18 protein-coding genes are annotated in these 24,749 nt (G+C 61.0%); 5 read left to right on the top strand and 13 right to left on the bottom strand.

The genetic code is table 11. From position 1 onward, the window contains the following. Positions 1–10 precede the first annotated feature (10 nt). From BM321_RS05580 to BM321_RS05550, 7 genes are all read right to left on the bottom strand, one after another. Positions 11–1,114 (bottom strand): ABC transporter ATP-binding protein, encoded by a 1,104-nt coding sequence (locus tag BM321_RS05580; RefSeq protein ID WP_092326393.1) that lies wholly within the window; start codon positions 1,112–1,114, stop codon positions 11–13. A 39-nt stretch (positions 1,115–1,153) separates the two neighbouring features. Beyond that, positions 1,154–1,984, bottom strand: coding sequence for a carbohydrate ABC transporter permease (locus BM321_RS05575; RefSeq protein WP_092257533.1), 831 nt, complete (start codon positions 1,982–1,984; stop codon positions 1,154–1,156). Between the two features lie 10 nt (positions 1,985–1,994). Continuing rightward, entirely contained in the window at positions 1,995–2,930 is a 936-nt protein-coding gene (locus BM321_RS05570; protein ID WP_092257530.1) for a carbohydrate ABC transporter permease, read from the bottom strand. 157 nt (positions 2,931–3,087) lie between these two features. After that, on the bottom strand, positions 3,088–4,398 hold the full coding sequence (locus tag BM321_RS05565; protein WP_092200812.1) for an ABC transporter substrate-binding protein: 1,311 nt from the start codon (positions 4,396–4,398) through the stop codon (positions 3,088–3,090). 345 nt (positions 4,399–4,743) lie between these two features. Beyond that, positions 4,744–5,649, bottom strand: a complete 906-nt coding sequence (locus BM321_RS05560; protein WP_060742529.1) for an AraC family transcriptional regulator — start codon at positions 5,647–5,649, stop codon at positions 4,744–4,746. Between the two features lie 70 nt (positions 5,650–5,719). After that, positions 5,720–7,003 carry a glycosyltransferase gene (locus BM321_RS05555; RefSeq protein WP_092441817.1) on the bottom strand — a complete coding sequence of 428 codons (1,284 nt, stop codon included), beginning with the start codon at positions 7,001–7,003 and terminating at the stop codon, positions 5,720–5,722. 77 nt (positions 7,004–7,080) lie between these two features. Further along, positions 7,081–7,452: a response regulator gene (locus BM321_RS05550; protein WP_092441816.1), complete on the bottom strand. Its 372-nt coding sequence runs from the start codon at positions 7,450–7,452 to the stop codon at positions 7,081–7,083. Positions 7,453–7,712: 260 nt separating this feature from the next. Between BM321_RS05550 and BM321_RS05545 the strand changes: the two genes are divergently transcribed. Genes BM321_RS05545 through BM321_RS05525 form a run of 5 tightly spaced genes read left to right on the top strand, consistent with a single transcriptional unit; the run spans position 7,713 to position 14,250 of the window. Continuing rightward, positions 7,713–11,195 carry a response regulator gene (locus BM321_RS05545; protein WP_092441815.1) on the top strand — a complete coding sequence of 1,161 codons (3,483 nt, stop codon included), beginning with the start codon at positions 7,713–7,715 and terminating at the stop codon, positions 11,193–11,195. Then, complete coding sequence (locus tag BM321_RS05540) at positions 11,195–12,010, top strand: CheR family methyltransferase (protein WP_092200821.1); 816 nt, start codon at positions 11,195–11,197, stop codon at positions 12,008–12,010. The genes BM321_RS05545 and BM321_RS05540 overlap by 1 nt, the downstream gene beginning before the upstream one ends. After that, on the top strand, positions 12,007–12,594 hold the full coding sequence (locus BM321_RS05535) for a chemotaxis protein CheB (RefSeq protein ID WP_092441814.1): 588 nt from the start codon (positions 12,007–12,009) through the stop codon (positions 12,592–12,594). The genes BM321_RS05540 and BM321_RS05535 overlap by 4 nt, the downstream gene beginning before the upstream one ends. Positions 12,595–12,599: 5 nt before the next feature. Continuing rightward, positions 12,600–13,880, top strand: a complete 1,281-nt coding sequence (locus tag BM321_RS05530; protein WP_092326400.1) for a hybrid sensor histidine kinase/response regulator — start codon at positions 12,600–12,602, stop codon at positions 13,878–13,880. Next, positions 13,873–14,250: a response regulator gene (locus BM321_RS05525; RefSeq protein WP_092441813.1), complete on the top strand. Its 378-nt coding sequence runs from the start codon at positions 13,873–13,875 to the stop codon at positions 14,248–14,250. Before BM321_RS05530 ends, BM321_RS05525 begins: the two co-directional genes overlap by 8 nt. Before the next feature lie 15 nt (positions 14,251–14,265). Here the strand turns inward: BM321_RS05525 and BM321_RS05520 are convergent, their stop codons facing one another. The 6 genes from BM321_RS05520 to BM321_RS05495 all read right to left on the bottom strand — a co-directional run bounded on the left by BM321_RS05520 (position 14,266) and on the right by BM321_RS05495 (position 24,746). Next, positions 14,266–15,144, bottom strand: coding sequence for a hypothetical protein (locus BM321_RS05520; RefSeq protein WP_092441812.1), 879 nt, complete (start codon positions 15,142–15,144; stop codon positions 14,266–14,268). Between the two features lie 140 nt (positions 15,145–15,284). Next, entirely contained in the window at positions 15,285–16,955 is a 1,671-nt protein-coding gene (locus tag BM321_RS05515; protein WP_092441811.1) for a response regulator, read from the bottom strand. Beyond that, positions 16,952–18,454, bottom strand: a complete 1,503-nt coding sequence (locus tag BM321_RS05510) for an ATPase domain-containing protein (protein WP_092441810.1) — start codon at positions 18,452–18,454, stop codon at positions 16,952–16,954. The genes BM321_RS05515 and BM321_RS05510 overlap by 4 nt, the downstream gene beginning before the upstream one ends. A gap of 198 nt (positions 18,455–18,652) precedes the next feature. Next, positions 18,653–19,711 carry a tetratricopeptide repeat protein gene (locus tag BM321_RS05505; protein WP_092441809.1) on the bottom strand — a complete coding sequence of 353 codons (1,059 nt, stop codon included), beginning with the start codon at positions 19,709–19,711 and terminating at the stop codon, positions 18,653–18,655. A 434-nt stretch (positions 19,712–20,145) separates the two neighbouring features. Next, positions 20,146–21,570, bottom strand: a complete 1,425-nt coding sequence (locus BM321_RS05500) for an efflux transporter outer membrane subunit (protein WP_092326406.1) — start codon at positions 21,568–21,570, stop codon at positions 20,146–20,148. Further along, complete coding sequence (locus BM321_RS05495) at positions 21,567–24,746, bottom strand: efflux RND transporter permease subunit (RefSeq protein ID WP_092200845.1); 3,180 nt, start codon at positions 24,744–24,746, stop codon at positions 21,567–21,569. The genes BM321_RS05500 and BM321_RS05495 overlap by 4 nt, the downstream gene beginning before the upstream one ends. Between the last annotated feature and the right edge of the window lie 3 nt (positions 24,747–24,749).

Raw genomic sequence — 24,749 nt, 5'->3', positions numbered from 1 at the left:
TTCTCGGCAATCAGGCGGCGGCGCGCAGCGCGCGGCTCACCGCCACGCCCTCGGCATCGAATAAGTGGCAGTGTTCGGCGTCCAGGTGCAGGTTCAGTTGTTCGCCGAAACGGCTCGCCAGGTCGCCGCGAACCCGCATGGTCAAGGCTTCGCCGGATGTCGTGACGACATGGCAGAAGGTGTCGCTGCCCAGCCGCTCGCTGACGTCGGCGGTGACTTGCAACGTGCAATCGCCCGGTTGCGCCAGGTTCAGGTGTTCCGGACGAATCCCCAGGGTCACCGCGCCGCCGACGCTCAGGCTGGCACCGCTCAAGGGCAGGCTGATACGGGTGCCGGCATCCAGCAGCACCTCACAGCCTTGGCTATCCAGGGCGGTGACCTTGCCTTTGAGGAAGCCCATTTTCGGTGTGCCGAGGAACCCGGCGACAAACAGGTTGGCCGGCTGGTGATACAGCTCCAGTGGCGAGCCGACCTGTTCGATGCGCCCGCCATTGAGCACCACCACCTTGTCGGCCAGGGTCATGGCTTCGACCTGGTCGTGAGTCACATAGATCATGGTCGCCTGCAGCTCCTTGTGCAGGCGTGCCAGTTCCAGGCGCATCTGCACCCGCAGGGCGGCGTCGAGGTTGGACAGCGGTTCGTCGAACAGGAAGATTTTCGGGTTGCGCACGATGGCCCGGCCGATCGCCACGCGCTGGCGCTGGCCGCCGGACAGTTGCTTGGGCTTGCGCTCGAGCATCGGCCCCAGCTCAAGGATGCGCGCCGCTTCGTTGACCTTCTTCTCGACTTCGGCCTTGGGCACACCGGCCAGGTCGAGGGCGAAGGACATGTTCTTGCGCACGCTCATGTGCGGATACAAGGCGTAGGTCTGGAACACCATGGCCAGGTCGCGCTTGGCCGGGCTGACTTCGGTAATGTCCCGGCCATCGAGTTCGATGGTGCCGTCGCTGACCTCTTCCAGACCGGCGATCAGTCGCAGCAGCGTGGATTTGCCACAGCCCGACGGGCCGACGAAGACCACGAACTCGCGATCGTTCACCTCAAGGTCGATGCCTTTGATGATGGAGAAGCCTTCGAAACCCTTTTGCAAATTCTTTATTTTCAGGTTGGCCATGATGATGGGCCTCCACTTCGGATAATGGTGTAGGGCGCGTTATTTCACCGCGCCGAAGGACAAACCGCGCACCAGCTGTTTCTGGCTGATCCAGCCAAAGATCAGGATCGGCGCGCAGGCCAGGGTCGAGACGGCCGACAATTTGGCCCAGAACAAACCTTCCGGGCTGGAGTAGGAAGCGATCAACGCCGTCAGGGGCGCGGCCTTGGAGGAGGTGAGGTTCAGCGACCAGAACGCCTCGTTCCAGCACAGGATCAGCGACAACAGCACGGTGGACGCCAGGCCGCCCTTGGCAATCGGCAGCAGCACGCGGACCATTTCCTGCCAGAGCGTGGCGCCATCCAGGCGCGCGGCCTCGAGGATGTCGCGAGGAATGTCCTTGAAGTAGGTGTAAATCATCCAGACCACGATGGGCAGGTTGATCAGCGTGTAGATGATGATCAACGCGACACGCGTGTCCAGCAGGCCAAATTGCTTGGCCAGCAGGTAGATCGGCATCAGCACGCCCACCGGTGGCAGCATTTTGGTGGAGAGCATCCACAACAACGTGCCTTTGGTGCGCTGGGTTTCATAGAACGCCATGGAGTAGGCCGCCGGTACCGCAATCAGTAGGCACAGGGCGGTGGCGCTGAAGGAAATCACCACCGAGTTCCAGGCGAAGCTGAAGTAGTTGCTGCGCTCGTTGATGTGCAGGTAGTTCTCCAGGGTCGGCGTGAAGATGAACTGCGGCGGCGTGGCGAACGCGTCGATTTCGGTCTTGAAGCTGGTCAGCACCATCCAGAAGATCGGGAAAAAGATCAGGATCGCGATGGCCCAGGCCAGCGTGCCCAGCAGCAGGCTTTGCAGGCGACGGGATTGTTGAAGAGTCATGGCGACGGCCTCATTGCTTATCGGTGAGGTTTTTGCCGATCATCCGGACCAGGATGATGGCGGCGATGTTGGCAATGACCACGGCAATCAGGCCACCGGCCGAAGCCATGCCGACGTCGAACTGCACCAGCGCCTGGTTGTAGATCAGGTAGGCAAGGTTGGTGGAGGCATAGCCGGGGCCACCGTTGGTGGTGGTGAAGATCTCGGCGAACACCGACAGCAGGAAGATGGTTTCGATCATCAGCACCACGGCAATCGGGCGGGCCAGGTGCGGCAGGGTCAGGTGCCAGAAGATCGCAATGGGGCCGGCACCGTCCAGGCGAGCGGCTTCTTTCTGTTCCTGGTCCAGCGACTGCATGGCGGTCATCAGGATCAGAATCGCAAAGGGCAGCCATTGCCAGCTCACGATGATGATGATCGACAGCAGCGGGTAGTGGGCCAGCCAGTCCACCGGCTGGGCGCCGAACAGCTTCCACACCGAGGCGAGGATGCCCGAGACCGGGTGGAAGATCAGGTTCTTCCAGATCAGCGCACCGACGGTGGGCATGATGAAGAACGGTGAGATCAGCAGCACGCGGACGATGCCGCGACCGAAAAACTCACTGGCCTCCAGCAGCGCGCTGATCAATACCCCGAGGACGATACTGATAAACAGCACGCTGCCCACCAGCAACAAGGTATTGGTGGCGCCGGGCATGAAACCCGAGTCGGTCAGGAAATAGGTGAAGTTCTCCAGCCCGACGAATTCGTTTTCGCCGGGGTAGAGCAGGTTGTAGCGGATCATCGAGAAGTAGACGGTCATGCCCAGGGGCACGATCATCCACAGCAGCAACAAGGCCACCGAAGGGCTGACCAGGAACCAGCCGGGGTTGGCCAGGCGGATCTTGCGCGCCGGCGGCGGGGCAATCTCGATGGGGGCTTTGGCGGTTGTAGTTGAGCTATTCATGGCATTGAACCGATTTTTGCGGGCCTATGAAGATCCACTGTGGGAGCGAGCTTGCTCGCGATGGCGTCGTGTCAGTCACTCGTGATATTGGCCGGGAGGCCCTCATCGCGAGCGAGCTCGCTCCCACAGGTATCGGGAGCGGGCCTCGATAAGCTGACTACTTGGGATACCCAGCGCGCTTCATCTCGCGTTCGGTGGTGGACTGCGCGGCGGTCAACGCCTGGTCCACGGTCTGCTGGCCGGTCAGCGCGCCCGAAAAGAACTTGCCCACCTGGGTGCCGATGGCCTGGAATTCAGGAATGGTCACCAGCTGGATACCGATGTAGGGCACAGGTTTGAGGGTTGGCGCTTTCGGATCGGCGACTTTCAACGATTCCAGGGTCACCTTGGCAAACGGCGCGGCCTTCATGTACTCGTCGCTGTAGGTCGAGGTGCGGGTGCCTGGCGGTACGTTGGCAATGCCGTCGGTCTTGGCGACCAATTGGCTGTACTCCTTGGACGTCGCCCACGTGGTAAAGACCGTGGCGGCTTCCTTGGCTTTGGAGCTGGTCGGGATGGCCAGCGACCAGGAGTACATCCACGAGGTGCCTTTGTCGGTTTTTTCGTGGGGGGCGAAGGTGAATCCAACGTGATCGGACACCTTGCTCTGGGTCTTGTCGGTGACGAACGAGCCGGCGACGCTGGCATCCACCCAGATCGCGCATTTGCCGCTGTTGAACAGCGCCAGGTTTTCGTTGAAACCGTTGCTGGAGGCGCCCGGCGGGCCGGATTTCTTCATGTTGTCGACATAGAAGTTGAGTGCGTCTTTCCACTCGGGGCCATTGAATTGCGGCTGCCACTTCTCATCGAACCAGCGCGCGCCATAGCCGTTGGCCAGGGTGGTGATGAGCGCCATGTTCTCGCCCCAACCGGCCTTGCCCCGCAGGCACAGGCCATATTGCTCCTTGGATTTGTCGGTGAGTTTTTCCGCGAACTCACCGATCTGGGTCCAGGTCGGGTGTTCGGGCATGGTCAGCCCGGCGTCCTTGAACAGGTCCGTGCGGTAATAGGTGATCGAGCTTTCGGCATAGAACGGCAGGGCGTACAGCGAGCCTTTGACCGACAAGCCATCGCGCACGGAAGGGAAGACGTCGTCCAGGTCGTAGGAGGCCGGCAAATCCTTCATCGGCTCCAGCCAGCCCTTGGCGCCCCAGAGTGCAGCTTCGTACATGCCAATGGTCAGCACGTCGAACTGTCCGCCTTGGGTGGCGATGTCGGTGGTCAGGCGCTGGCGCAGGACGTTTTCTTCGAGCACCACCCAGTTCAGCTTGATGTCCGGGTGCTCGGCCTCGAAGGTTTTCGAGAGCTTTTGCATGCGGATCATGTCGCTGTTGTTGACGGTGGCAATGGTGAGGGTCTGTGCGCCGAAGCTGACGCTACTGAGGGTCATGCAGGTGGAGACAAGCAGAGCTTTTACCGAAGGTTTCATCGCGCACTCCTTTTCCGCGCCCGAAAGCTGCGGAAGGACAGTTATTGTTTTTGTGTCTTCCGGATGAAGGGAAGAATGTGCGCTGATTACAGCCTTCAATGGACGGTGTGACAAATCATTCGTCGCACTTGTACTGATACTTTTTTGCACTGGAGGGATTAATGCCTGCCACTTCAGGCCGAACACAGGACCCGTGGCGAGGGAGCTTGCTCCCGCTGGGGCGCGCAGCGGCCCTCAATAATTCCCCTGACAACTCGGTGCGAAAGGCTGATCTAGGGGGCTGCTTCGCAGCCCAGCGGGAGCAAGCTCCCTCGCCACAGGGAATCTCTGTCAGGGCGAAAAGTCTCAGCCCTGGTTCTGCTCGGTCAACCGCTGCACCGCCAGCCGCCGGTAGTGGGAAGGCGTCATGCCCTTGAGCTGCTGGAAACGCCGGTTGAAATTGGAGATGTTGTTGAAGCCGGACTCAAAACACACGTCCGTCACCGGTTTGTCGCCGTCGGCCAGCAATTCGCAGGATTTGCTGATGCGCAGGCGATTGACGAATTCGATGAAGCAGCGGCCAGTGGCCTGTTTGAACACCCGGCTGAAGTAGGTGGGTTTCATGCCCAGGTGTTCGGCGACTTCTTCCAGGGGCAGCTCCCGGGCGTAATGGGCAAAGATGTAGTCCACCGCGCGGTTGGTGCGGTCGATGCTGTGTTCGTCCGCCGTTTGCGGGGCGGTCGCGCCGGACAGCAGCTGGTAGTCATCCGTGGCGGCCAGCAGCTCCATCAGGATGAAAAAGTGTCCCAGGCGGCTCATGCCCTGGGAATCGGCGATGCGCTGCATCAGGCTCATGGCCTGGCGGATGGTGCGCTTGCAACGGAACTCGATGCCGTATTGGGCGCGTTCGAGCAGCGGTGCGACCGTCTTGAGTTCGGCGAATACCTGGTGGCCGCTCTCGAACAACTCGTCGGTGAAGTTCACCAACATGTCGCGCTTGGGCACCACTTCGTCCTCGGCCACTTGGCTGATCCAGTTGTGGGGCAGGTTGGGCCCGGTGAGAAACAGCGACTGGGGGTAGAAGTTGCCGATGTAGTCGCCAATGAACACCTTGCCGGAACTGGCGACGATCAAGTGCAGCTCGTATTCCTTATGGAAATGCCAGCGCACCAGCGGGCAGGGAAAACCGTGCTGGCGGTAGATGATGGACAGCCCGTTATGGTCGTCCATCAACTCGTAGGAGGGGTCGGTGACTCTGGCTGTTCGGGTCATGGGCCTGGCGCTTTTATTGTTATCGCCACTGGATAATGCCCCCTTCGCCAGGCAGGTGCCACCCTGACGTCTAACTGTTGCGGTTTTTTTCTTCGATCCACTGGGACATGTATTGGGTGCTTTTGTGCTGGTGGTGACGCAGCATGCTGCCGGTGAAATTGTCCCGGCGTCGTTGTGCCAGGTCCGCTCGGCAAGCGTTGATGCTGTCGATCAGCGCCGGCCCATGCACCTGTTGCCGGTAGCGGCTCGCCAGCAGCGCCAGGCCTGCGTGCTGGGCCTGGGTCCAGCGCGCCTGGTCGCTATACAACTGCACCGCCGCGCCGGCGATGCCTTCGGCGCTTTGGGCAATCGACCCGGGCCAGGGCATGTCGCCGTGCATGGCTTCGGCTCCCACGGGCGTGGTGACGTTGGGGGTACCGCAGAGCATGGCGTCGATCAGCTTGCCCTTGATCCCGGCGCCGAAACGCAACGGTGCCAGGCAGATGCGCGCCGCCGACATGACCTGCAAGGCGTCCTCGGCCCAGTTCATGATGTGAAAGCCCTGGGCCGGATTGTGCAGTGCGGCGGCCTTGGGCGGGGTATAGGCGCCGTACAGGTGCAGTTGCGCGCCGGGCAATTGCTGGCGGATCAGTGGCCAGATGGCGTTTTTCATCCAGAGCACGGCGTCCCAGTTCGGCGCGTGGCGAAAGTTGCCGATACTCAGGAAATGCGCCCGGTCTTCGAACGGTACCGACGGTTCACTGGGCAGGTCCAGCATCAACGGGCACCAGTGCAGCAGGTTGCGGGGCAGCTTGAAGTGCTGCACCAGCAGTTCGATTTCAACCTCGGACACCATCAGGTTGAGGTCGCAGCGGTACAGGGCGGCGATTTCCCGCTTGGCCAGGTCGGTGTCGGCCATTCTTTGGAATTCCTCGCCCAGGGCCGGGGCGAAGAGATCGCTGAAGTCCTCGCTTGCTTCATCGCGCTTCAGGCGCTCTTTCAAGCGTTGATGCCGGGCGTGACGCAGGCTTTGCAGATCGGAGGTTTCCAGCACCCGCAGGGCGCCGGGGCAGTGCTTTTCGACGCGCCAGCCGAACTGTTCTTCCATCATGAACTGGTCGAACAGCACGATGTCCGGCGCCAGTTCACGAATGAATGTGTCGAAACTGCTGCTGTTGAGTTCGATGGGCACTTCGCGGATACCCAGCGCGACCAGGTCGGCGCGTTGCTCGCCCGGGCCGGCCGGGCTGCTGAAGGTGATGTCCCAGCCTTGGCCCAGGAAGGTATCGAGGATCTGCATGACGTGCCCACTGGCAGCCGATGAGCGCGGCTCGGGCCAGACATAGCCGATAACCAGGACTTTGGTGGCAGTCATGAGCAAGGGGTTCCTCGGAGCGAATCAGGCGCTACCGGCGCGCGGGGCGCCGATAGTGACCAAGAATGCGATCCGGCTCAAGCAAGAATGCTTTTGACCTTGTCCCGCAATTGATCGATGGAGAAGGGTTTGCCGATTACCGACATGCCTTCAGGCACATCGATACTTTCGGCATATCCGCTGGCAAACAGCACCGGCAGCTGTGGCCGCTCGAGTCGAGCCTGCTTGGCCAATTCACGTCCGTCCATTACCGGCAGGCCGACATCGGTCATCATCAGGGCGATGTCCTGTTGGCGGTCACGCAAAAAACTCAGCGCCTGCTCACAACCGTCCGCCTCCAGCACCTGGTACTCCAGTTCCTCCAGCACGTCGACGATCAACATCCGCACGATGTCATCGTCTTCGACTACCAGGATGGTGGGCTGGGTGGCGGCAGGGGTGGTGGGCATAATCGACATTCTCGAAAGATGGGAGCGGGAGGGGCACGGAAAAAATGGCCTCATTCATGAGTAAGTGCCAAGGCGGCACAAGTTCCCTGGGATGTACAAGAAAGGATCTATAGTACAAGAGCTGACAAGGATAGTCGCTTCCCTGCTATAAGACGGATTGTTGTGGGATTTGCCTCGTTGACTTGTCAGAAAATGTGGATCCAAGCGCGGTTTTTCGGGCAAACTCCACCGATTTCAACTGTCCACCAAGGCCCCTTTCCATGACTCCTTCGTCTTCGGTCGACGAGCAAAGTTTTCGCAAGCTCCTGAGCCGCAACATCAGCCTGCCGTTGGGCATAGGCGTCCTCAGCGCGGTGTTTTTCGTCATCCTTATCACGTACCTGCTGTCGGTGATCCAATGGGTCGGCCATACCGACAGGGTGATCAATAACGCCAACGAAGCGCTCAAGCTGAGCGTGGACCTGGAAACCGGCATGCGCGGCTACTTGTTGAGTGGTGACGAGCACTTCCTCGACCCCTATGAAGTGGCCAAACCACGGATTGCCGTGGCGTTGGACACATTGCTGGAATTGACAGCCGATAACCCCGTCCAGACCGACCGCCTGCACAAGATCCAAGCACTCCAGACGGAGTGGGCCAATTACGCCCAAAGCATGATCGACCTGCAACGCAGCAGCGGCGATTTCCGCGGCGCGTTGAAGGCCGGGCGCGGCAAGCGCCTCACCGACGAAATTCGCCAGTCCTTCGAAGAGGTCGTCGAGACCGAGCAACAATTGCGCGCGGCGCGCAACCAGGATGTGCGCACCACGACCGTCTGGAGCATTGCCCTTTACCTGTTGTTCGTCGCAGCGGTCAGCGGGCTCCTGGCCTACGTCGGTCGCCGGGATCTGTTGAGCCTGTCCGAAAGCTACAGCGCCAGCCTGAAAGTCCAGCAACGCAGCGCTCTGCACTTGGAAAAGCAGGCCTGGCTGCGAAGCGGTCAGACACAGCTGGCCGAGCAGGTCCTGGGGCAATTGTCGCTGAACCTGTTGGGCCGCAACATCCTGCAGTTCTGTGCGAAGTACCTGGGCGTCGCTGTCGCTGCGCTTTATGTGCGGGAAGAAAGTGGTGTCTTAAGGCGTGTCGCCACCTACGGGCTGTCCCGGGAAGATGAAGAACAACAGCAGGTGATCGTCGCCGGCGAAGGCATCGCTGGCCAGGCCGTGCAGCAGGGGCGTCTTATCCGTCTGGACGACGTGCCGGACGATTACCTGAAAGTCAGCTCCGGGCTGGGGCAAGGCCTGCCCAACAGCGTGCTGGTGGTGCCGACCAGTGACGATGACCGGATCAACGGTGTCATCGAACTGGGGTTCCTGCGGCCATTGACCGAGCGTGACATCGAGTTGCTGGAACTGATCGCCGGCAATATCGGTACCTCCATCGAAGCCGCCCGTTATCGCCAGCGCCTGCAGGAAGTACTGGCCGAAACCCAGCAGTTGAACGAAGAGCTGCAAGTCCAGCAGGAAGAACTCAAGACCGCCAACGAAGAGTTGGAAGAACAGTCGCGCATCCTCAAGGAGTCCCAGGTCCACCTGGAAGCCCAGCAACAGGAACTGGAGCAGACCAACGAGCAATTGGCCGAGCAGCGCGACGCCATGGACCAGAAGAACAGCGAATTGAACCTGGCCCAGATCCAGTTGCAGGAGCGCGCCGAAGAGCTGCAGCGCTCGAGCAAGTACAAGTCCGAGTTCCTGGCCAATATGTCCCATGAGTTGCGCACGCCGCTCAACAGCTCGCTGATCCTGTCCAAGCTGCTGGCGGAAAACCCGCAGCACAACCTCAGCGAGGAGCAGGTCAAGTTTGCCGAGTCGATCTACTCCGCCGGCAACGACCTGCTGAACCTGATCAACGACATTCTCGACATCTCCAAGGTCGAGGCCGGAAAGCTGGAAGTGCGTCCGGAAAACACCAGCGTGCAGCGGCTGGTGGAAGGGCTGCAGGATATGTTCAAACCGTTGGCGGCGGACAAGGGCCTGAATTTCGAGGTCCAGGTGCTGCCCGATGCGCCGACGATGCTCTACACCGACCGCCAGCGCCTGGAGCAGGTGATCAAGAACCTGCTGTCCAACGCCGTGAAATTCACCGAGCAAGGTTCCGTCAGCTTGTCCGTGGCCGGTCAGCCAGGCTCGGGCATCGCGTTCATCGTGCGGGATTCCGGGATCGGCATCGCCGTCGATCAACAGCAAAGCATTTTCGAAGCGTTCCGCCAGGCCGATGGCACCACCAACCGTCGCTACGGCGGCACCGGCCTGGGGTTGTCGATTTCCCGGGACCTGGCCATATTGCTGGGCGGCTCGATTTCGGTCTCCAGCGAGCCGGGGCAGGGCAGCGTGTTTACGCTGGTATTGCCTGAGCGTTATGTCGAGCCCGGTGACACGCCCATAACGCCGATGACCTTCACCCCGACAGCCACCGCGCCAGCGCCTGTCGCGCCCAAAGCCGCACCGGCGCCGTTGATCGCCGAGGTGGACACGCCGATTGCCCGGTTCGCCGACGACCGCGACAAGGCGCCGTTCGACACCCGGTGCATCCTGGTGATCGAAGACGAGCCCAAGTTCGCCCGGATTCTGTTCGACCTGGCCCACGAGCTCGGTTATCAGTGCCTGGTGGCCCACGGTGCCGATGAAGGCTTCGACCTGGCTTTGCAACTGGCTCCCGACGCGATCCTGCTGGACATGCGCCTGCCGGACCATTCCGGGCTGACGGTGTTGCAACGACTCAAGGAGCAGGCCGAAACCCGGCACATCCCGGTGCACGTGATTTCCGTCGAAGACCGTGTCGAAGCCGCCATGCACATGGGCGCCATCGGCTACGCCGTCAAGCCGACTACCCGTGAAGAACTCAAGGACGTGTTCGCCCGCCTGGAGGCCAAGCTGACCCAGAAGGTCAAGCGGGTGCTGCTGGTGGAGGACGATGATCTGCAGCGCGACAGTATTACCCGCCTGATCGGCGACGATGACATCGAGATCACCGCCGTTGGCTTCGCCCAGCAGGCCCTGGACCTGCTGCGGACCACTGTCTACGACTGCATGATCATCGACCTCAAGTTGCCGGACATGCTCGGCAATGACCTGCTCAAGCGCATGTCCAGCGAAGACATCTGTTCCTTCCCGCCGGTGATCGTCTACACCGGGCGCAACCTGACACGGGACGAAGAAGCCGAACTGCGCAAATATTCACGCTCGATCATCATCAAGGGTGCCCGTTCGCCAGAGCGTTTGCTGGACGAGGTGACACTCTTTCTGCACAAAGTCGAATCCCGGTTGTCCCATGAACGACAGCGGATGCTCAAGACCGCCCGCAGCCGCGACAAGGTGTTCGAAGGCCGCAAGGTGTTGTTGGTGGACGACGACGTGCGCAACATCTTTGCCCTGACCAGCGCCCTGGAGGCGAAGGGGGCGATCGTGGTCATTGGCCGTAATGGCTTGGAGGCGATCGATCGCCTGAATGAATTCGACGACATCGACCTGGTGCTGATGGATGTGATGATGCCGGAGATGGACGGTTTCGAAGCCACCACGCTGATCCGCAAGGATCCGCGCTGGCGCAAGCTGCCTATCATCGCTGTAACGGCCAAAGCCATGAAGGACGATCAGGAACGCTGCCTGGCGGCGGGTTCCAATGACTACCTGGCCAAGCCGATCGACCTGGATCGTCTGTTCTCGCTGATTCGCGTGTGGTTGCCGAATATGGAAAGAATTTAGTGGAACGTGACACTGACATTGAACTTCGTTTGTTGATCGAAGCGATTTACCTCAAGTACAGCTACGATTTTCGCGATTATTCCGGCGCTTCCATCAAGCGCCGGGTCCACCATGCGTTGAGCCAGTTCGAGTGCAAGACCATCTCGGCCTTGCAGGAGCGCGTGCTGCACGACCCGGGTGCATTCATGCAGTTGTTGCAACTGCTGACGATCCCCGTCAGCGAGATGTTCCGCGACCCTTCGCATTTCCTGGCGATCCGCGAGGAAGTCGTGCCGCTGCTCAGGACATACCCTTCGATCAAGATCTGGATCGCCGGTTGCAGCACGGGGGAGGAGGTCTACTCCATGGCGATCCTGCTGCGAGAAGAGGGCCTGCTGGACCGCACCTTGATCTACGCCACCGATATCAATCCGCGCTCGTTGGAAAAAGCCAAACAGGGTATTTTCTCCCTGGAAAACGTGCGCACCTACACGCAGAACTACCAGAGCGCTGGAGGACGGCGATCGTTTGCCGATTACTACACAGCCGCCTACGATTATGCGATGTTCGATAAAAGCCTGTGCGAGAACGTGACCTTTGCCGATCACAGCCTGGCGACCGACAGTGTTTTTTCAGAAACTCAATTAATTTCATGCCGCAATGTATTGATATACTTTAATAAAAAACTGCAAGATCGTGCGTTTGGACTGTTCCATGAATCCCTTTGCCACCGTGGTTTCCTGGTATTGGGCAGCAAGGAGACATTGGATTTTTCGGCTTACGGTCATCGATTCGAGCCGTTGGTCAAACAGGAACGGATCTATCGCAAGTTATGAACCAGACGAAGGACAGATCCAACCCGCCCATCGAGGCCATTGTCGTCGGTGCATCGGCCGGCGGCGTCGAAGCGTTGCTCAGGGTATTCGGACACCTGCGCAAGGGCTTCGGCCTGCCCATCCTGGCGGTACTGCATTTGCCGGATGAGCGCAACAGCCAACTGGCCTCCGTGCTCGGCCATCGCCTGGCGGTGCCGGTGGAGGAAGCCCGGGACAAGCAGGACATCGCACCGGGTACCTTGTACGTCGCCACGCCCGGCTATCACCTGTCGGTCGAGGCCGACCGTTGCCTGTCGTTGAGCCTGGAGGACCCCGTACATCATTCGCGACCGTCCATCGACGTGCTGTTCGAGTCGGCCGCCGATGTCTACGGCGAGAAGTTGCTGGCCGTGGTGTTGACCGGCGCCAATGGCGATGGCGCCCGGGGCCTGGCGAAGGTCAGGGCGCTGGGCGGGATCACCGTGGTTCAGGACCCCGCTGAAGCCCAGGTCGCGACCATGCCCGAAGCGGCGCTGGCCCTGCATGAGCCCGACCATATCCTTACTTTGCAAGGCATCGGCCAATTGCTGGCCGGGCTGGAATGAACCACATGCCAAGAGATGTTCAAGCCAAACTGCTGATCGTCGATGATCTGCCTGAGAATCTGTTGGCCCTGGAAGCGCTGATCAGAGGCCCCGACCGCGAGATCTTCAAGGCCCTGTCGGCTGACGAAGCTCTGTCCCTGCTGCTGCAACACGACTTTGCCCTGGCCATCATCGATGTGCAGATGCCCGATATGAACGGTTTTGGCCTTGCCGAGCTGATGCGTGGCACGGAGAAGACCCGCAGCATCCCGATCATTTTCGTCAGCGCCGCCGGTCGTGAGCGCAACTACGCCTTCACTGGTTATGAAAATGGCGCGGTGGACTTCCTGCACAAGCCGCTGGACACCCAGGCCGTCAAGAGCAAGGTCAATGTGTTCGTCGAGCTGTATCGCCAGCGAAAGGCCATGAAGGAACAAGTCGTGGCCCTCGAGCAGAGCCGGCGGGAGCAGGAGGTCCTGTTGCAGCAACTGGAGGCCACCCGCGGCGAGCTGGAGCAAGCGGTGCGTATGCGTGACGACTTCATGTCCATTGTCGCCCACGAGGTGCGCACCCCCCTCAATGGCCTGATTCTCGAGACCCAACTGCGCAAGATGCACCTGGCCCGGGACAATGCCGCGGCCTTCAGCCTGGACAAGGTGCGGGCGATGGTCGAGCGCGATGAGCGCCAGATCAAGAGTCTGATCCGGCTGATCGAGGACATGCTGGATGTGTCGCGGATTCGTACCGGCAAGCTGTCGATCCGTCCGACCCGCTTCAATTTGACGGCACTGGTGGAAAACCTGCTGCGCAACTTCCAGCCGCAGATTGCCATCGCCGAGTGCTCATTGACCTGCCTGGCCGATCCGGTGGTGGAGGGGCTATGGGATGAGTTTCGCATCGAACAAGTGGTGTCGAACCTGTTGACCAATGCGCTGCGCTACGGTGGCAAGAACCCGATCGAAGTGCGCGTCTACCAGACGCCCGAGCATGCCTGCATCGAGGTCCGGGACCACGGCATCGGCATCAGCGAGGAGAACCAGAAACGTATCTTCCAGCAGTTCGAGCGCGTATCGTCCAAGGCGGCCGCTTCAGGCCTGGGGCTGGGGCTGTTCATTTCCGAGCAGATTGTCACGGCCCATGGCGGGACGATCACGGTCGACAGTCGTCTCAATGAAGGCTCATTGTTTCGCGTTTGCCTGCCCCTGCAGAAAACTGTCTTGGATAAAACCGCCGAACAGACGCAACCTCTGAGAGACCCTAAGGTCGTATCAGCAGCTATTGATCGAACAAAGGCTTCTCATGAGTGAAGATGCGCAAGATGTTGTATTGATCGTCGAGGATGACCCGTCGATCCTGATGGTGCTGTCGGCCTACCTGTCGGGCGAGGGATACCGGGTGCTACAGGCCGAAAACGGTGACCAGGCGTTCGAGATCCTGGCGAGCAAGCCGCATCTGGACATGATGATTACCGACTTCCGCCTGCCGGGCGGTATTTCCGGCGTACAGATCGCCGAGCCTGCGGTCAAGCTGCGCCCCGAACTGAAGGTCATCTTCATCAGTGGCTACGCGCAGGAAGTGCGCGACACCGATAGCCCCATTACCCGCAAGGCGCCGATCCTGGATAAGCCGTTCGATCTGGATGAATTGCAGTGCATCATGCGCACAATGCTGTCCTGAGTGGGTGAGGAATACTCATAAGCCCAACAGGACGCGTTGATCCTCCATAAGGTAACTGAACACCGCATCGGCGGAAGGGTTTTGTGGGAGTTCGAGCTTGATAATCGGCACGCCTCTCCCGCTTTGATTGAAATAGTCCATTTGATCCCGTTGCGCTCTGGCCAAGCCGTCGTTTGTATAGAAAAAGGCTTCGAGGGGAACAGAGGTAGGGTTGTCATGCTGGGGCCAGGTGGCGACTACTAATTCAATGTAGTCAAACGTTCCGGCAAAGAAGTTACCGAGGTTATGAGCCCGAATCGTTTCCTTAAATCCGCTAGTAGCCATTTCATTCATGTCATCGCTGACATCAAAGCCGCAGAGGTTCCAAGCATATTCCTGCCGGTTCGCTATCCATTGTTCCGCAGTTGTCACCCCAATGGTCTGGCAACGACGGCTTCGATCAAGTGCATACGGATGGGCGCCACACCCGGCCTGGTCCCTGTTATTGGTTGCACCGTCCGAAGGGTAGGCACAAAGCACTTCCACCTGAAACGTATCCGCCGGCCTGGTCAATACAGGGTAGAAAATAAATCCGCTGTTTTGCCCATAAACCAGCCCTGAGAACTTGGCGTCTTTCCTGAGGAAGGAAAACGCAACGCCGCCGCTGGTGCGTGAATAGGGGCTGGGGTTCCAGGTGAAATAGCCGTCACCGGGAATCGTCGAGCGCAACATCACACCGGTACACAGAAAACTGGGCATCGAAGGGCTGCCGCAGTCATCCCGGATATCGTTGTAGCGTTGAGTGAGTTCGGCTGCGATTTGTACACCGGAGCGCAGTCGCTCAAGGGAGAGTGCCTGCTGGCTTACGGTGGCTCCGGCCAATACAAGCATTACCCAGAGGATGAGAGTTTTCATGATGACCTCAATGCCGATTGATGCCCATGCGGTTAACACTGGACTGCGCATTGAGTTTCGGTCTGAAAAGTAGCCCTGAATAGCTGTCAAGTCTGACAGCTATTCAGGGCTATAACGGTGCTTTATGCTCCGAGATTTCGTCATGCACTTATCATCTCCCGCACCTTGGCCGTCAACAAATCAAACGTGAACGGTTTGGTGATCATCTGCATCCCCGGGTCAAGGAAGCCGCCGCGTACCGCCGCATGCTCGGCGTAGCCGGTGATGAACAGCACCCGCAGGTCCGGACGCACCTGCCGGCCAATTTCCGCCAGTTGCCGCCCATTCATGCCGGGCAGGCCTACATCGCTGATCAGCAGGTCGATGCGTTGGCCTGACTGGAGGATCGGGACCGCGCCATTGGCGTCGGCCGCTTCCACAAAGGCATAACCCAGTTCGCTCAACACCGCGCTCACCAGCACCCGCACCGCCGGATCGTCCTCGACGATCAGCACGGTTTCACCGTCCTGCGCATGGGCGGCATGCTGGGTGGTGACCTGGGGCTCGTGGACTTCTTCACCGCGAAAGCGCGGCAGGTACAGGTTCACGGTGGTGCCTTTGTCGACTTCGCTGTCGATGGTCACGTGGCCACGCGACTGCTTGCTGAAGCCATAGATCATCGACAGGCCCAGCCCGGTGCCCTGGCCGATCGGCTTGGTGGTGAAAAACGGGTCGAAAGCGCGGCCGATCACCGCTTCGGGCATGCCACAACCGGTGTCCTGCACGCTCAGCACCACATAGTCGCCGGGCTCCAGGTTGGTGTAGGCATCGGTGAAGTCGGCGTCCAGGTGTCGGTTGCAGGTCTGCACCACCAGGTTGCCGCCGTTGGGCATGGCATCCCGGGCGTTGAGCACCAGGTTGAGCAGGGCGCTTTCCAGTTGGTTGGGGTCGGCCTCGGCGACCCAGAGCTGTTCGTCCAGTCGCATGTCCAGGCGAATGCTCTCGTTGAGGCTGCGTTGCAGCAGCTCGCCCATGGACAGCACCAGCGTATTCATCTGGACGGCCTTGGAGTCCAGCGATTGCCGTCGGGAAAACGCCAGCAGGCGATGGGTCAGGCCGGCGGCGCGGTTGGCCGAGGTCACGCCCAGGTCGATCAGGCTGTCCAGGTCCTCGGTACGGCCGCGGGCCAGGCGCCGACGCAGCAGTTCGAGGCTGCCGATGATCCCGGTGAGCATGTTGTTGAAGTCGTGGGCGATACCGCCGGTCAACTGGCCGACCGCTTCCATTTTTTGCGACTGGCGCAGGGCCTCTTCGTTGTGGCGCAGTTGGGCGGTCCGTTCTTCTACCTGCTGCTCGAGGGTTTCAAGGGTGGTCTGCAGGCGCAGTTCGCTGTTGCTGAGGTCGATCAGGCGGTCGCGGGCTTCGTACTGCCTTCGGCGCCCCCTCAGGGCGGTGGTCACCAGGCTGATCAGGGTCACAGGATGGAAAGGGCGCTCGAGGAAGGTCACGTTACCCAATCGCGCACCGATACGGGCCGCCGGGTTCTGTTCCGGCCCTCCGTGATGGGTCAGCAAGACAATGGGCAGGTCGGACCAGGCCGGCTGCTGTTCGATTTGCTGGAACAGCGTTTCCAGGTCGGGCCCTACCAAGGCCTCCGAAGAAATCACCAGCAGGCCGGCACCGCTTTCCAACTCTTCGCACAAATGGCCCAGGTGGTGGCAGATGAGGCCGGCAAAACCGGCTTCATTGAGGATCATCAAGGCGATCTGGCTGTCCCGTCCCAGCGGTGCGAGGATCAGCGCCCGCTCGGACAGGAGCTCGGCCGGCGTCACCGGTGTTCATCCTTGAGCAGCGGGTTGCTCTCGCCCATGTAGGTGGGGACCCCGCGCAGGACACCTTGGAACGCCTCCAGTGGCTCGCCGATGGTCATGCCCTGGCGGCTGATGCGGTATTCGCGGATGGTCGACTCGTGGCTGCCGGTGCGTTTCTTGATGATGGAGATCGCCCGGCGAACCTTGCCCAGTGCTTCGAAATAACGCAACAGAATCACCGTATCGGCCAGGTAAGTAATGTCCACGGGCGCTTGCATGTCGCCGACCAGACCGTGCTGTGCAACGGTCATGAAGGTCGCCGCGCCTTTGCGGTTGAGATAGAGCAACAATTCATGCATGTGCAGCACCAGGGCGTTCTCTTCCGGCATCGCCGCCTGATAGCCGTTGATACTGTCGATGACCACGGTCTTGATGTTGCCCTCATCGACGCAACGGCGTACGCGGTGGGAGAACTCGCCGGGGGACAACTCGGCGGCGTCGACCTGTTCGATCAGCAGGTTGCCGGTCTCCAGCAGGGCCTGCAGATCGATGCCGATGTTTTTCATGCGCTCGAACAGCAAGCCCAGCTCTTCATCGAAGATGAACAGCGCGGCTTTCTCGCCGCGATGCACGGCGGCTGCGGCAAAAATCAGCGCGATCAGCGACTTGCCGGTACCCGCCGGGCCCAGGATCAAGGTACTGGACCCCGTCTCGATACCGCCGCCCAGCAGCGCATCCATTTCGCCGATGCCGCTGGAGAGTTGCTGGCGCAGGTACTGCCCACGATGCTCGGCGGCCACCAGGCGCGGGAAGACGTGCACGCCGTCGCCCATGATGGTGAAGTCATGGTAACCGCCGCGGTATTTCTGCCCGCGATACTTGACCACCCGGATCCGCCGCCGTTCGGCGCCGTAATTGGGGGTCAGTTCTTCCAGGCGAATCACCCCGTGGGCCACGCTGTGCACGGTCTTGTCCAGGGACTCGGTGGTCAGGTCGTCGAGCAACAGGACCGTGGCGTCGTAGCGCACGAAATAATGCTTGATCGCCAGGATCTGGCGCCGATAGCGCAGGGAGCTTTGCGCCAACAGGCGGATTTCCGACAGGCTGTCGAGCACGACCCGGGTCGGCTTGACCCGTTCGACCACTTCGAAAATCTGCCGCGTCGCTTCGCCCAGTTCCAGGTCCGAGGAGTACAGCAGGCTCTGCTGATGCTCGGCATTGAGCAGGCTTTCGGGCGGGGTCAGCTCGAAAATATGAATATTGTCATCCAGCGTCCACCCGTGGGAGGCCGCGCCCTGACGCAGTTCACGCTCGGTTTCCGATAGCGTGATGTACAACGAGCGCTCGCCAGCCTTGGCGCCGGCTAACAGAAAATGCAACGCGACCGTGGTCTTACCAGTCCCGGGTTCCCCCTCTAGCAGGAACACATGGCCGCGGGACAAACCACCGGAAAGGACATCATCCAGTCCTTCGATGCCGGTGGCGGCTTTTGCACTGATCAACTCGTTAGATGTAGACAAAAATAGCCCTCTCATGACTAGGGAAGTGGGCAGCAGGCGGGGTAACGCCTGAAATCGACTGCCTGAACACTTGACCTTTGGCAGTGATGGCGGTTCCGCTTACATCGACAAAACGCGGTGTACTGCACAACTTTTTATAGGAACTGTCGAGCGAAGCGAGGCAGCAGGCAATGGAGTGATTGCAGCCTTCGACAGCGCCTACAGGCCCTGTTGCAGCGCCGGGTCATCAGGGTTCAACTGCTCCAGTTGCGCCAACAGGATTTGCACATTCTGCAACTGACCGGTTTCCTTCCAGTAGTTGATCAGCAACACCCGCGCCTTGCGGTCGGCGGGGTAGCGCTGGACGATTTCCTGCAACTGTTTCTGCGCGGCTTCCACTTCCTGTTCGGCATGCAGGGTGGTCGCCAGGTCATAGCGGTAATGCCGGTTCTCGGGTTCCAGTTCCACGGCTTTTGCCAGACCGAGCACCGCATACTCGCTCTGGCCGTGTTGCAGCAGCCACATGCCCAGCGCATGTTGCAGATAAGCCGACGTTGGCTGGGTTTGCAACTGTCGGGCGAGCAGTTGTCGTGCGGCTTCGCTCTGGCCTTGTTTGTCCAGCACTTCGATCTGCATGACCAGCGCCGGGAGATTGTCCGGTTGCAGACGCAAAGCCTGCTCAAGGGCTAATTGGGCTTTCTTCAATTCGGCGTTGTGCAGATGCAGCCGGGCAAGCTGGTAGTGGGCCTCCGCGGTTTTCGGACCATCCTCGAGCACCTGTTTCCAGGTATCGATGGCGATCTGCATCGCGCCGAAATACAAGCCCAGGTCATCCGGCGAGAGGCCCAGCAGCGCATTCACGGCTGCGAACCGGACATTCGCGTCGTCATCATCCAGGAGTGGGCCGAGCAACAGGCTGCGCTGGCCCGTCGGAACCAGCCCGACGATGCTGCCGATGGCCGCCCGACGTACGTCCGGTGATTCGCTGTGCAGGTCCGCGTCCGCCAGTTTCAAGGCTTGCGGGCTGGGGTAGTTGGGCAGTTCGGCGTGCAGCCACACACGGCGCTTGGGCGAGAGGTCTGGACGCCCCAGTTGCTGGTAAAGCATGCGCGCCGCCCCCGGCTGTCCGTTGCGGGCGCTTTCCAGGGCTTCACTGTAACCGCGCTTGATCGCTTCGGGGATTTGCGGCGTGGTGCTGCGTAGCCATAGCCCGACAAGACCGATCAACAACAGGACACAGAGGCTGAGGAGTAGGTAGCGGCGGCGAGGCGAGGGCATGCAGGGAATCCATTACCAGAAGCGTGAAATGTCGCAAGCTTCGGTCAGGTGGCGGCTTGAGTCAAACCTTGTCACAGCGGTAGCGGACCTGTGGAAGCGAGCTTGCTGGCGATGGCGTCGGATCAGCGATATCGATATTGACTGACCCACCGCCATCGCGAGCAAGCTCGGCTCCCACACTGCAATGGAGGAGACACAAACCCTGTACCCACCCGAGCTCCCCTGTGGGAGCCGAGCTTGCTCGCGATGGCGTTTGCGCATCCAACATCACCGCCAGCTGACCCACCGCTATCGAGAGCATGCTCGCTCCCACAATGGGCTCTTTCACGGTGGGTTGTGGGCGATAGGCAAAAAAAGCCCCGCGTCCAAATGAGCGCGGGGCAAAGAATTGGTTGGTTGCGGCCAACCAAAGGAGCTCGGTTGAGCAGGGCGGGTCAGTTGCTGGCAACGGTTTCCGGTTTCCAGCCGCCACCCAGGGCCTTGTAGATCGCGACGATGCCGCGGTACAGGTCCACTTCGGCCTGGGCCTGGGTGTCTTCGGCGGCCAGGCGTTCACGTTGGGCATCGAGCAGCACGAGGAAATCCACGGTGCCTTCGCGGTAGCGAATCTCGGCCAGGTCGGCGGCGGCGCGGCTGGACTCACTCTGGCGGATCAGCGAAATCAGCCGTTGCTGGCGCTTGCCGTAGTCACTGAAGGCGTTTTCCGATTCTTCCAGGGCCAGCAGCACTTGCTGTTCGTAGGTCGCCAGGGCGCCGTCCGCCTCGGCGTCGGCACCGCGCAAGCGCGCCCGCACGCTGCCCAGGTCGAAAGCGGCCCAGGTAATGCTCGGGCCCAGCGCCCAGGCGTTGGCGGCCGAGGAGCCGATCTGCGAACCGCGTCCAGCCGTGAAACCAAGGAAACCGCTCAGGCTGACCCGTGGGAACAGATCGGCCTTGGCCACGCCGATGCGCGCCGTGGCGGCGGCCAGTTGGCGCTCGGCACTGAGAATGTCCGGGCGTCGTTGCAGCAGTTCACCCGGATCGCCGATGGGCAGGGCCTTGGCGATGGCCGGCAACTGTTTCGGGCTCAGGTCCACGCTGAGTTTGTCCGGGCGCTCGCCCAGCAACGTGGCGATGCGGTTGCGTTGGCGCACCTGTTCGGCCTGCAGTTGCGGCACGCTGGCTTCTACAGACGCCAGGCGGGCATCGGCACGCACCACATCGAGCTGATCGCCGACACCGGCATCGCGCAGGCTTTCGGTGATCTTGCGCGAATCCTGCTGGTTCTTCAGGTTGGCCAAGGCGATCTTTTCCCGCAGTTGCGCGCCGCGCAATTGACCGTAGGCGTCCACCAGTTCGGCGATCATCGTCACCTGCAACTGATAGAGGTCGGCTTCGACCGCCTGCTGATCGGCGTCGGTGGCTTCCAGGTTACGCCGGATGCGTCCGAACAGGTCCAGCTCCCAGGCCATGTCCAGGCCCAGGTCGTAACGCTCGGTGTTGACCCGCTCGTCCGTCTGCCCTGTCGGATTCTGGCCCTTGCCCAGGTCGCTGCTGGCACGGCTGGTGATGGTTGGCATGACGTCATTGCTGGCGTCATCGCGAATCGCCCGGGCGGCCCGCAAGCGGGCGAAGGCCACGCGCAACTCGCGGTTGCCTTCCAGGGAGCGAGTCACCAACGCGTTGAGGGTCGGGTCGTCGAACTGCTGCCACCAGACGCCCTCGAAGCGGGCCCGGTCGAAATTCTTCTGGCCGGCGGCACCGTCGGTGGCGGTGGTGATGGTCGCCGCCTCCGTTTGGGGTGCCTTATAGTCCGGACCCACGGCGCAGGCGCTCAACGCCAGGGCCAGCAAGCTCGGAACGAACGCTTTCAAACTCATTGTTGCGCCTCCAGTTTCAAAGCCCGGGCCGCTTTGCGGGCCTCGCTGCGCTCGACGAAGTTGCGGATCAGTACATAGAACACAGGGGTGAGCAGCAGGCCGAAGAAGGTCACGCCGAGCATCCCGGAGAACACCGCCACACCCATGGCATGACGCATTTCCGCACCTGCGCCGCTGGAGAACACCAGGGGCACCACGCCCATGATGAAGGCGAAGGAGGTCATCAGGATCGGCCGCAGACGCAGGCGGCACGCTTCGAGGACCGCCGCCAGCGGGTTCATGCCTTCGAGCTGTTTATCCTTGGCGAACTCGACGATCAGAATCGCGTTCTTGCAGGCAAGTCCCACCAGTACGATCAAGCCGATCTGGGTAAAGATGTTGTTGTCGCCACCGGAGAGAATCACCCCGGTAATCGCCGACAGCAGGGTCATCGGTACGATCAGGATCACCGCCAATGGCAGGCTCCAGCTTTCGTACTGTGCCGCGAGCACCAGGAACGCCAGCAGTACGCAGAGCGGGAACACGAACAGCGCGGTGTTGCCCGAGAGGATCTGCTGGTACGTCAGGTCGGTCCACTCGTACGTCATGCCGTTGGGCAGTTCGTCCTTGAGCAGTTTTTCGATGGCCTTTTCAGCCTGGCCGGAGCTGTACCCCGGGGCAGCGGCACCGTTGATTTCAGCCGTGATGAAGCCGTTGTAGTGCATCACGCGATCCGGTCCCGAGGTGTCGCTGACCTTGATGAAGGTCGCCAGCGGGATCATCTCGCCGCGGTTGTTGCGCACCTTGAGCTGGCCGATCTGGTCCGACTCGAGACGGAACTGCTGCTCGGCCTGGACGTTGACCTGGTAGGTGCGACCGAAGCGGTTGAAGTCGTTGGCATACAGCGAACCCAGGTAGATCTGCAGGGTGTCGAAGATGTCGCTGACGGCCACGCCGTGGGTCTTGGCTTTTTCACGGTCGATGGCCGCATCGACCTGGGGCACGTTCACGGTGTAGCTGGTGAACAACCCGGCCAGTTCCGGCACGCTGCGGCTCTTGGTGATGATGTTCATGGTTTCTTTGTACAGCTCGTCGTAGCCCAGGTTGCCCCGGTCCTCGATTTGCAGGCGGAAACCGCCGATCGTGCCCAGGCCCTGTACTGGCGGCGGCGGGAAGATCGCCATGTAGGCTTCCTGGATCTCCGAGTACTTGCCGTTCAAGGCACCGGCGATGGCGCCGGCCGACATGCTCGGGTCCTTGCGCTCGTCGAAGGGCTTGAGGGTCACGAACACGATGCCGGCGTTCGGGCTGTTGGTGAAACCGTTGATCGACAGGCCAGGGAAGGCCACGGCGCTTTCAACGCCCGGTTGCTTGAGGGCCAGGTCGGACATGCGCTTGATCACGTCTTCGGTGCGGTCCAGGCTCGAGGCGTCCGGCAGTTGGGCGAAGGCCACCAGGTATTGCTTGTCCTGGCCGGGCACGAAACCGGTCGGGGTGGTGGAGAAGCCGAAGAACGTCAGCACCATCAGGCCGGCGTAGAGCACCAGGGCGATGCCGCTGCTGCGGATGACCCGAGCGACGGTGCCCACGTAGCCGTGGCTGGCACGCTCGAAGAAGCGGTTGAACGGACGGAACAGCCAGCCACCGAATATCTTGTCCAGAAACTTGGAGAAACGGTCCTTGGGCGCGTCATGGCCCTTGAGCAGCACCGCGGCCAGGGCCGGCGACAGGGTCAGGGAGTTGACCGCCGAGATTACCGTGGAGATGGCAATGGTCAGGGCGAACTGTTTATAGAACTGACCGGTCAGGCCGCTGATGAACGCCGCCGGAACGAAGACCGCGCACAGCACCAGGGCGGTGGCGATGATCGGACCGGTCACTTCGCCCATGGCGCGCTTGGTCGCCTCCACGGGGGTCAGTCCCAGCTCGATGTTTCGCTCGACGTTCTCTACCACCACGATGGCGTCGTCCACCACGATACCGATCGCCAGAACCAGGCCGAACAGCGACAGGGCGTTCAACGAGAAGCCGAACAGGTGCATCACCGCGAACGTACCGATCAGCGAAACCGGCACCGCCACCAGCGGGATGATCGAGGCGCGCCAGGTCTGCAGGAACAGGATCACCACCAGCACCACGAGAATCAGGGCTTCGAACAGGGTGTGGACCACCGCTTCGATGGAGCCCCGGACGAAGATCGTCGGGTCATAGACGATGCTGTAGTCCATTCCCGCCGGGAAGCCTTTTTTCAGCTCTTCCATCTTGGCGCGAACGTCGTTGGAGATCTGGATCGCGTTGGAACCAGGACGCTGGAAGATCGGGATCGCCACCGCCGGCTGGTTGTCCAGCAGCGAGCGCAGGGCGTATTGGCTGGAACCCAGCTCGACCCGGGCGATGTCCTTCAGGCGCGTGATTTCACCGTTGGCGCCGGAGCGAATGATGATGTTCTCGAACTCTTCCTCACTCACCAGGCGACCCTGGGTATTGATCGACAGCTGGAAGGATTGAGCGTTCGGCGCTGGCGGCGCACCCAGGGCACCGGCCGCCACCTGGCGGTTCTGTTCACGGATCGCGGTGACCACGTCAGTGGCGGTCAGGTTGCGCGAAGCGGTCTTGTTCGGATCCAGCCAGACCCGCAGGGAGTAGTCACCCATGCCGAACAGTTGCACATCACCTACGCCGCCCAGGCGCGCCAGCTCATCCTTGATGTTGAGCAGGGCGTAGTTGGACAGGTAGAGCATGTCGTAGCGTTTGTCCGGCGAGGTCAAGTGCACGACCATGGTCAGGTCGGGCGAGGCCTTGTCCACCGTGATGCCGATCCGGGTCACTTCTTCCGGCAGCTTGGGCTCGGTCCGGGTGACACGGTTCTGCACCTGCACCTGGGCGTTGTCCAGGTCGGTGCCCAGGGCGAAGGTGATGGTCAAGGTGATCTTGCCGTCAGCGGTGGACTGCGAGGACATGTACAGCATGTTCTCGACGCCGGTGATGGCTTGTTCCAGGGGCGCGGCCACGGTTTCGCCGATGACCTTGGGGTTAGCGCCGGGGAAGTTGGCGCGTACGACCACGGTCGGCGGCACGACTTCCGGGTATTCGCTGATCGGTAGCTGGAACAGCGAGATGGCGCCGGCGATCAGGATCAGCAGCGAGAGCACTGCTGCGAAGATCGGCCGCGAAATGAAGAACTGGGAAAATTTCATCTT

The sequence above is a fragment of the Pseudomonas sp. NFIX10 genome, from assembly GCF_900111955.1.
Taxonomy (GTDB): domain Bacteria; phylum Pseudomonadota; class Gammaproteobacteria; order Pseudomonadales; family Pseudomonadaceae; genus Aquipseudomonas; species Aquipseudomonas fluorescens_AA.
Note: the sequence above shows the minus strand (reverse complement) of the source record. Positions and strands in the feature narration are given on the sequence as shown.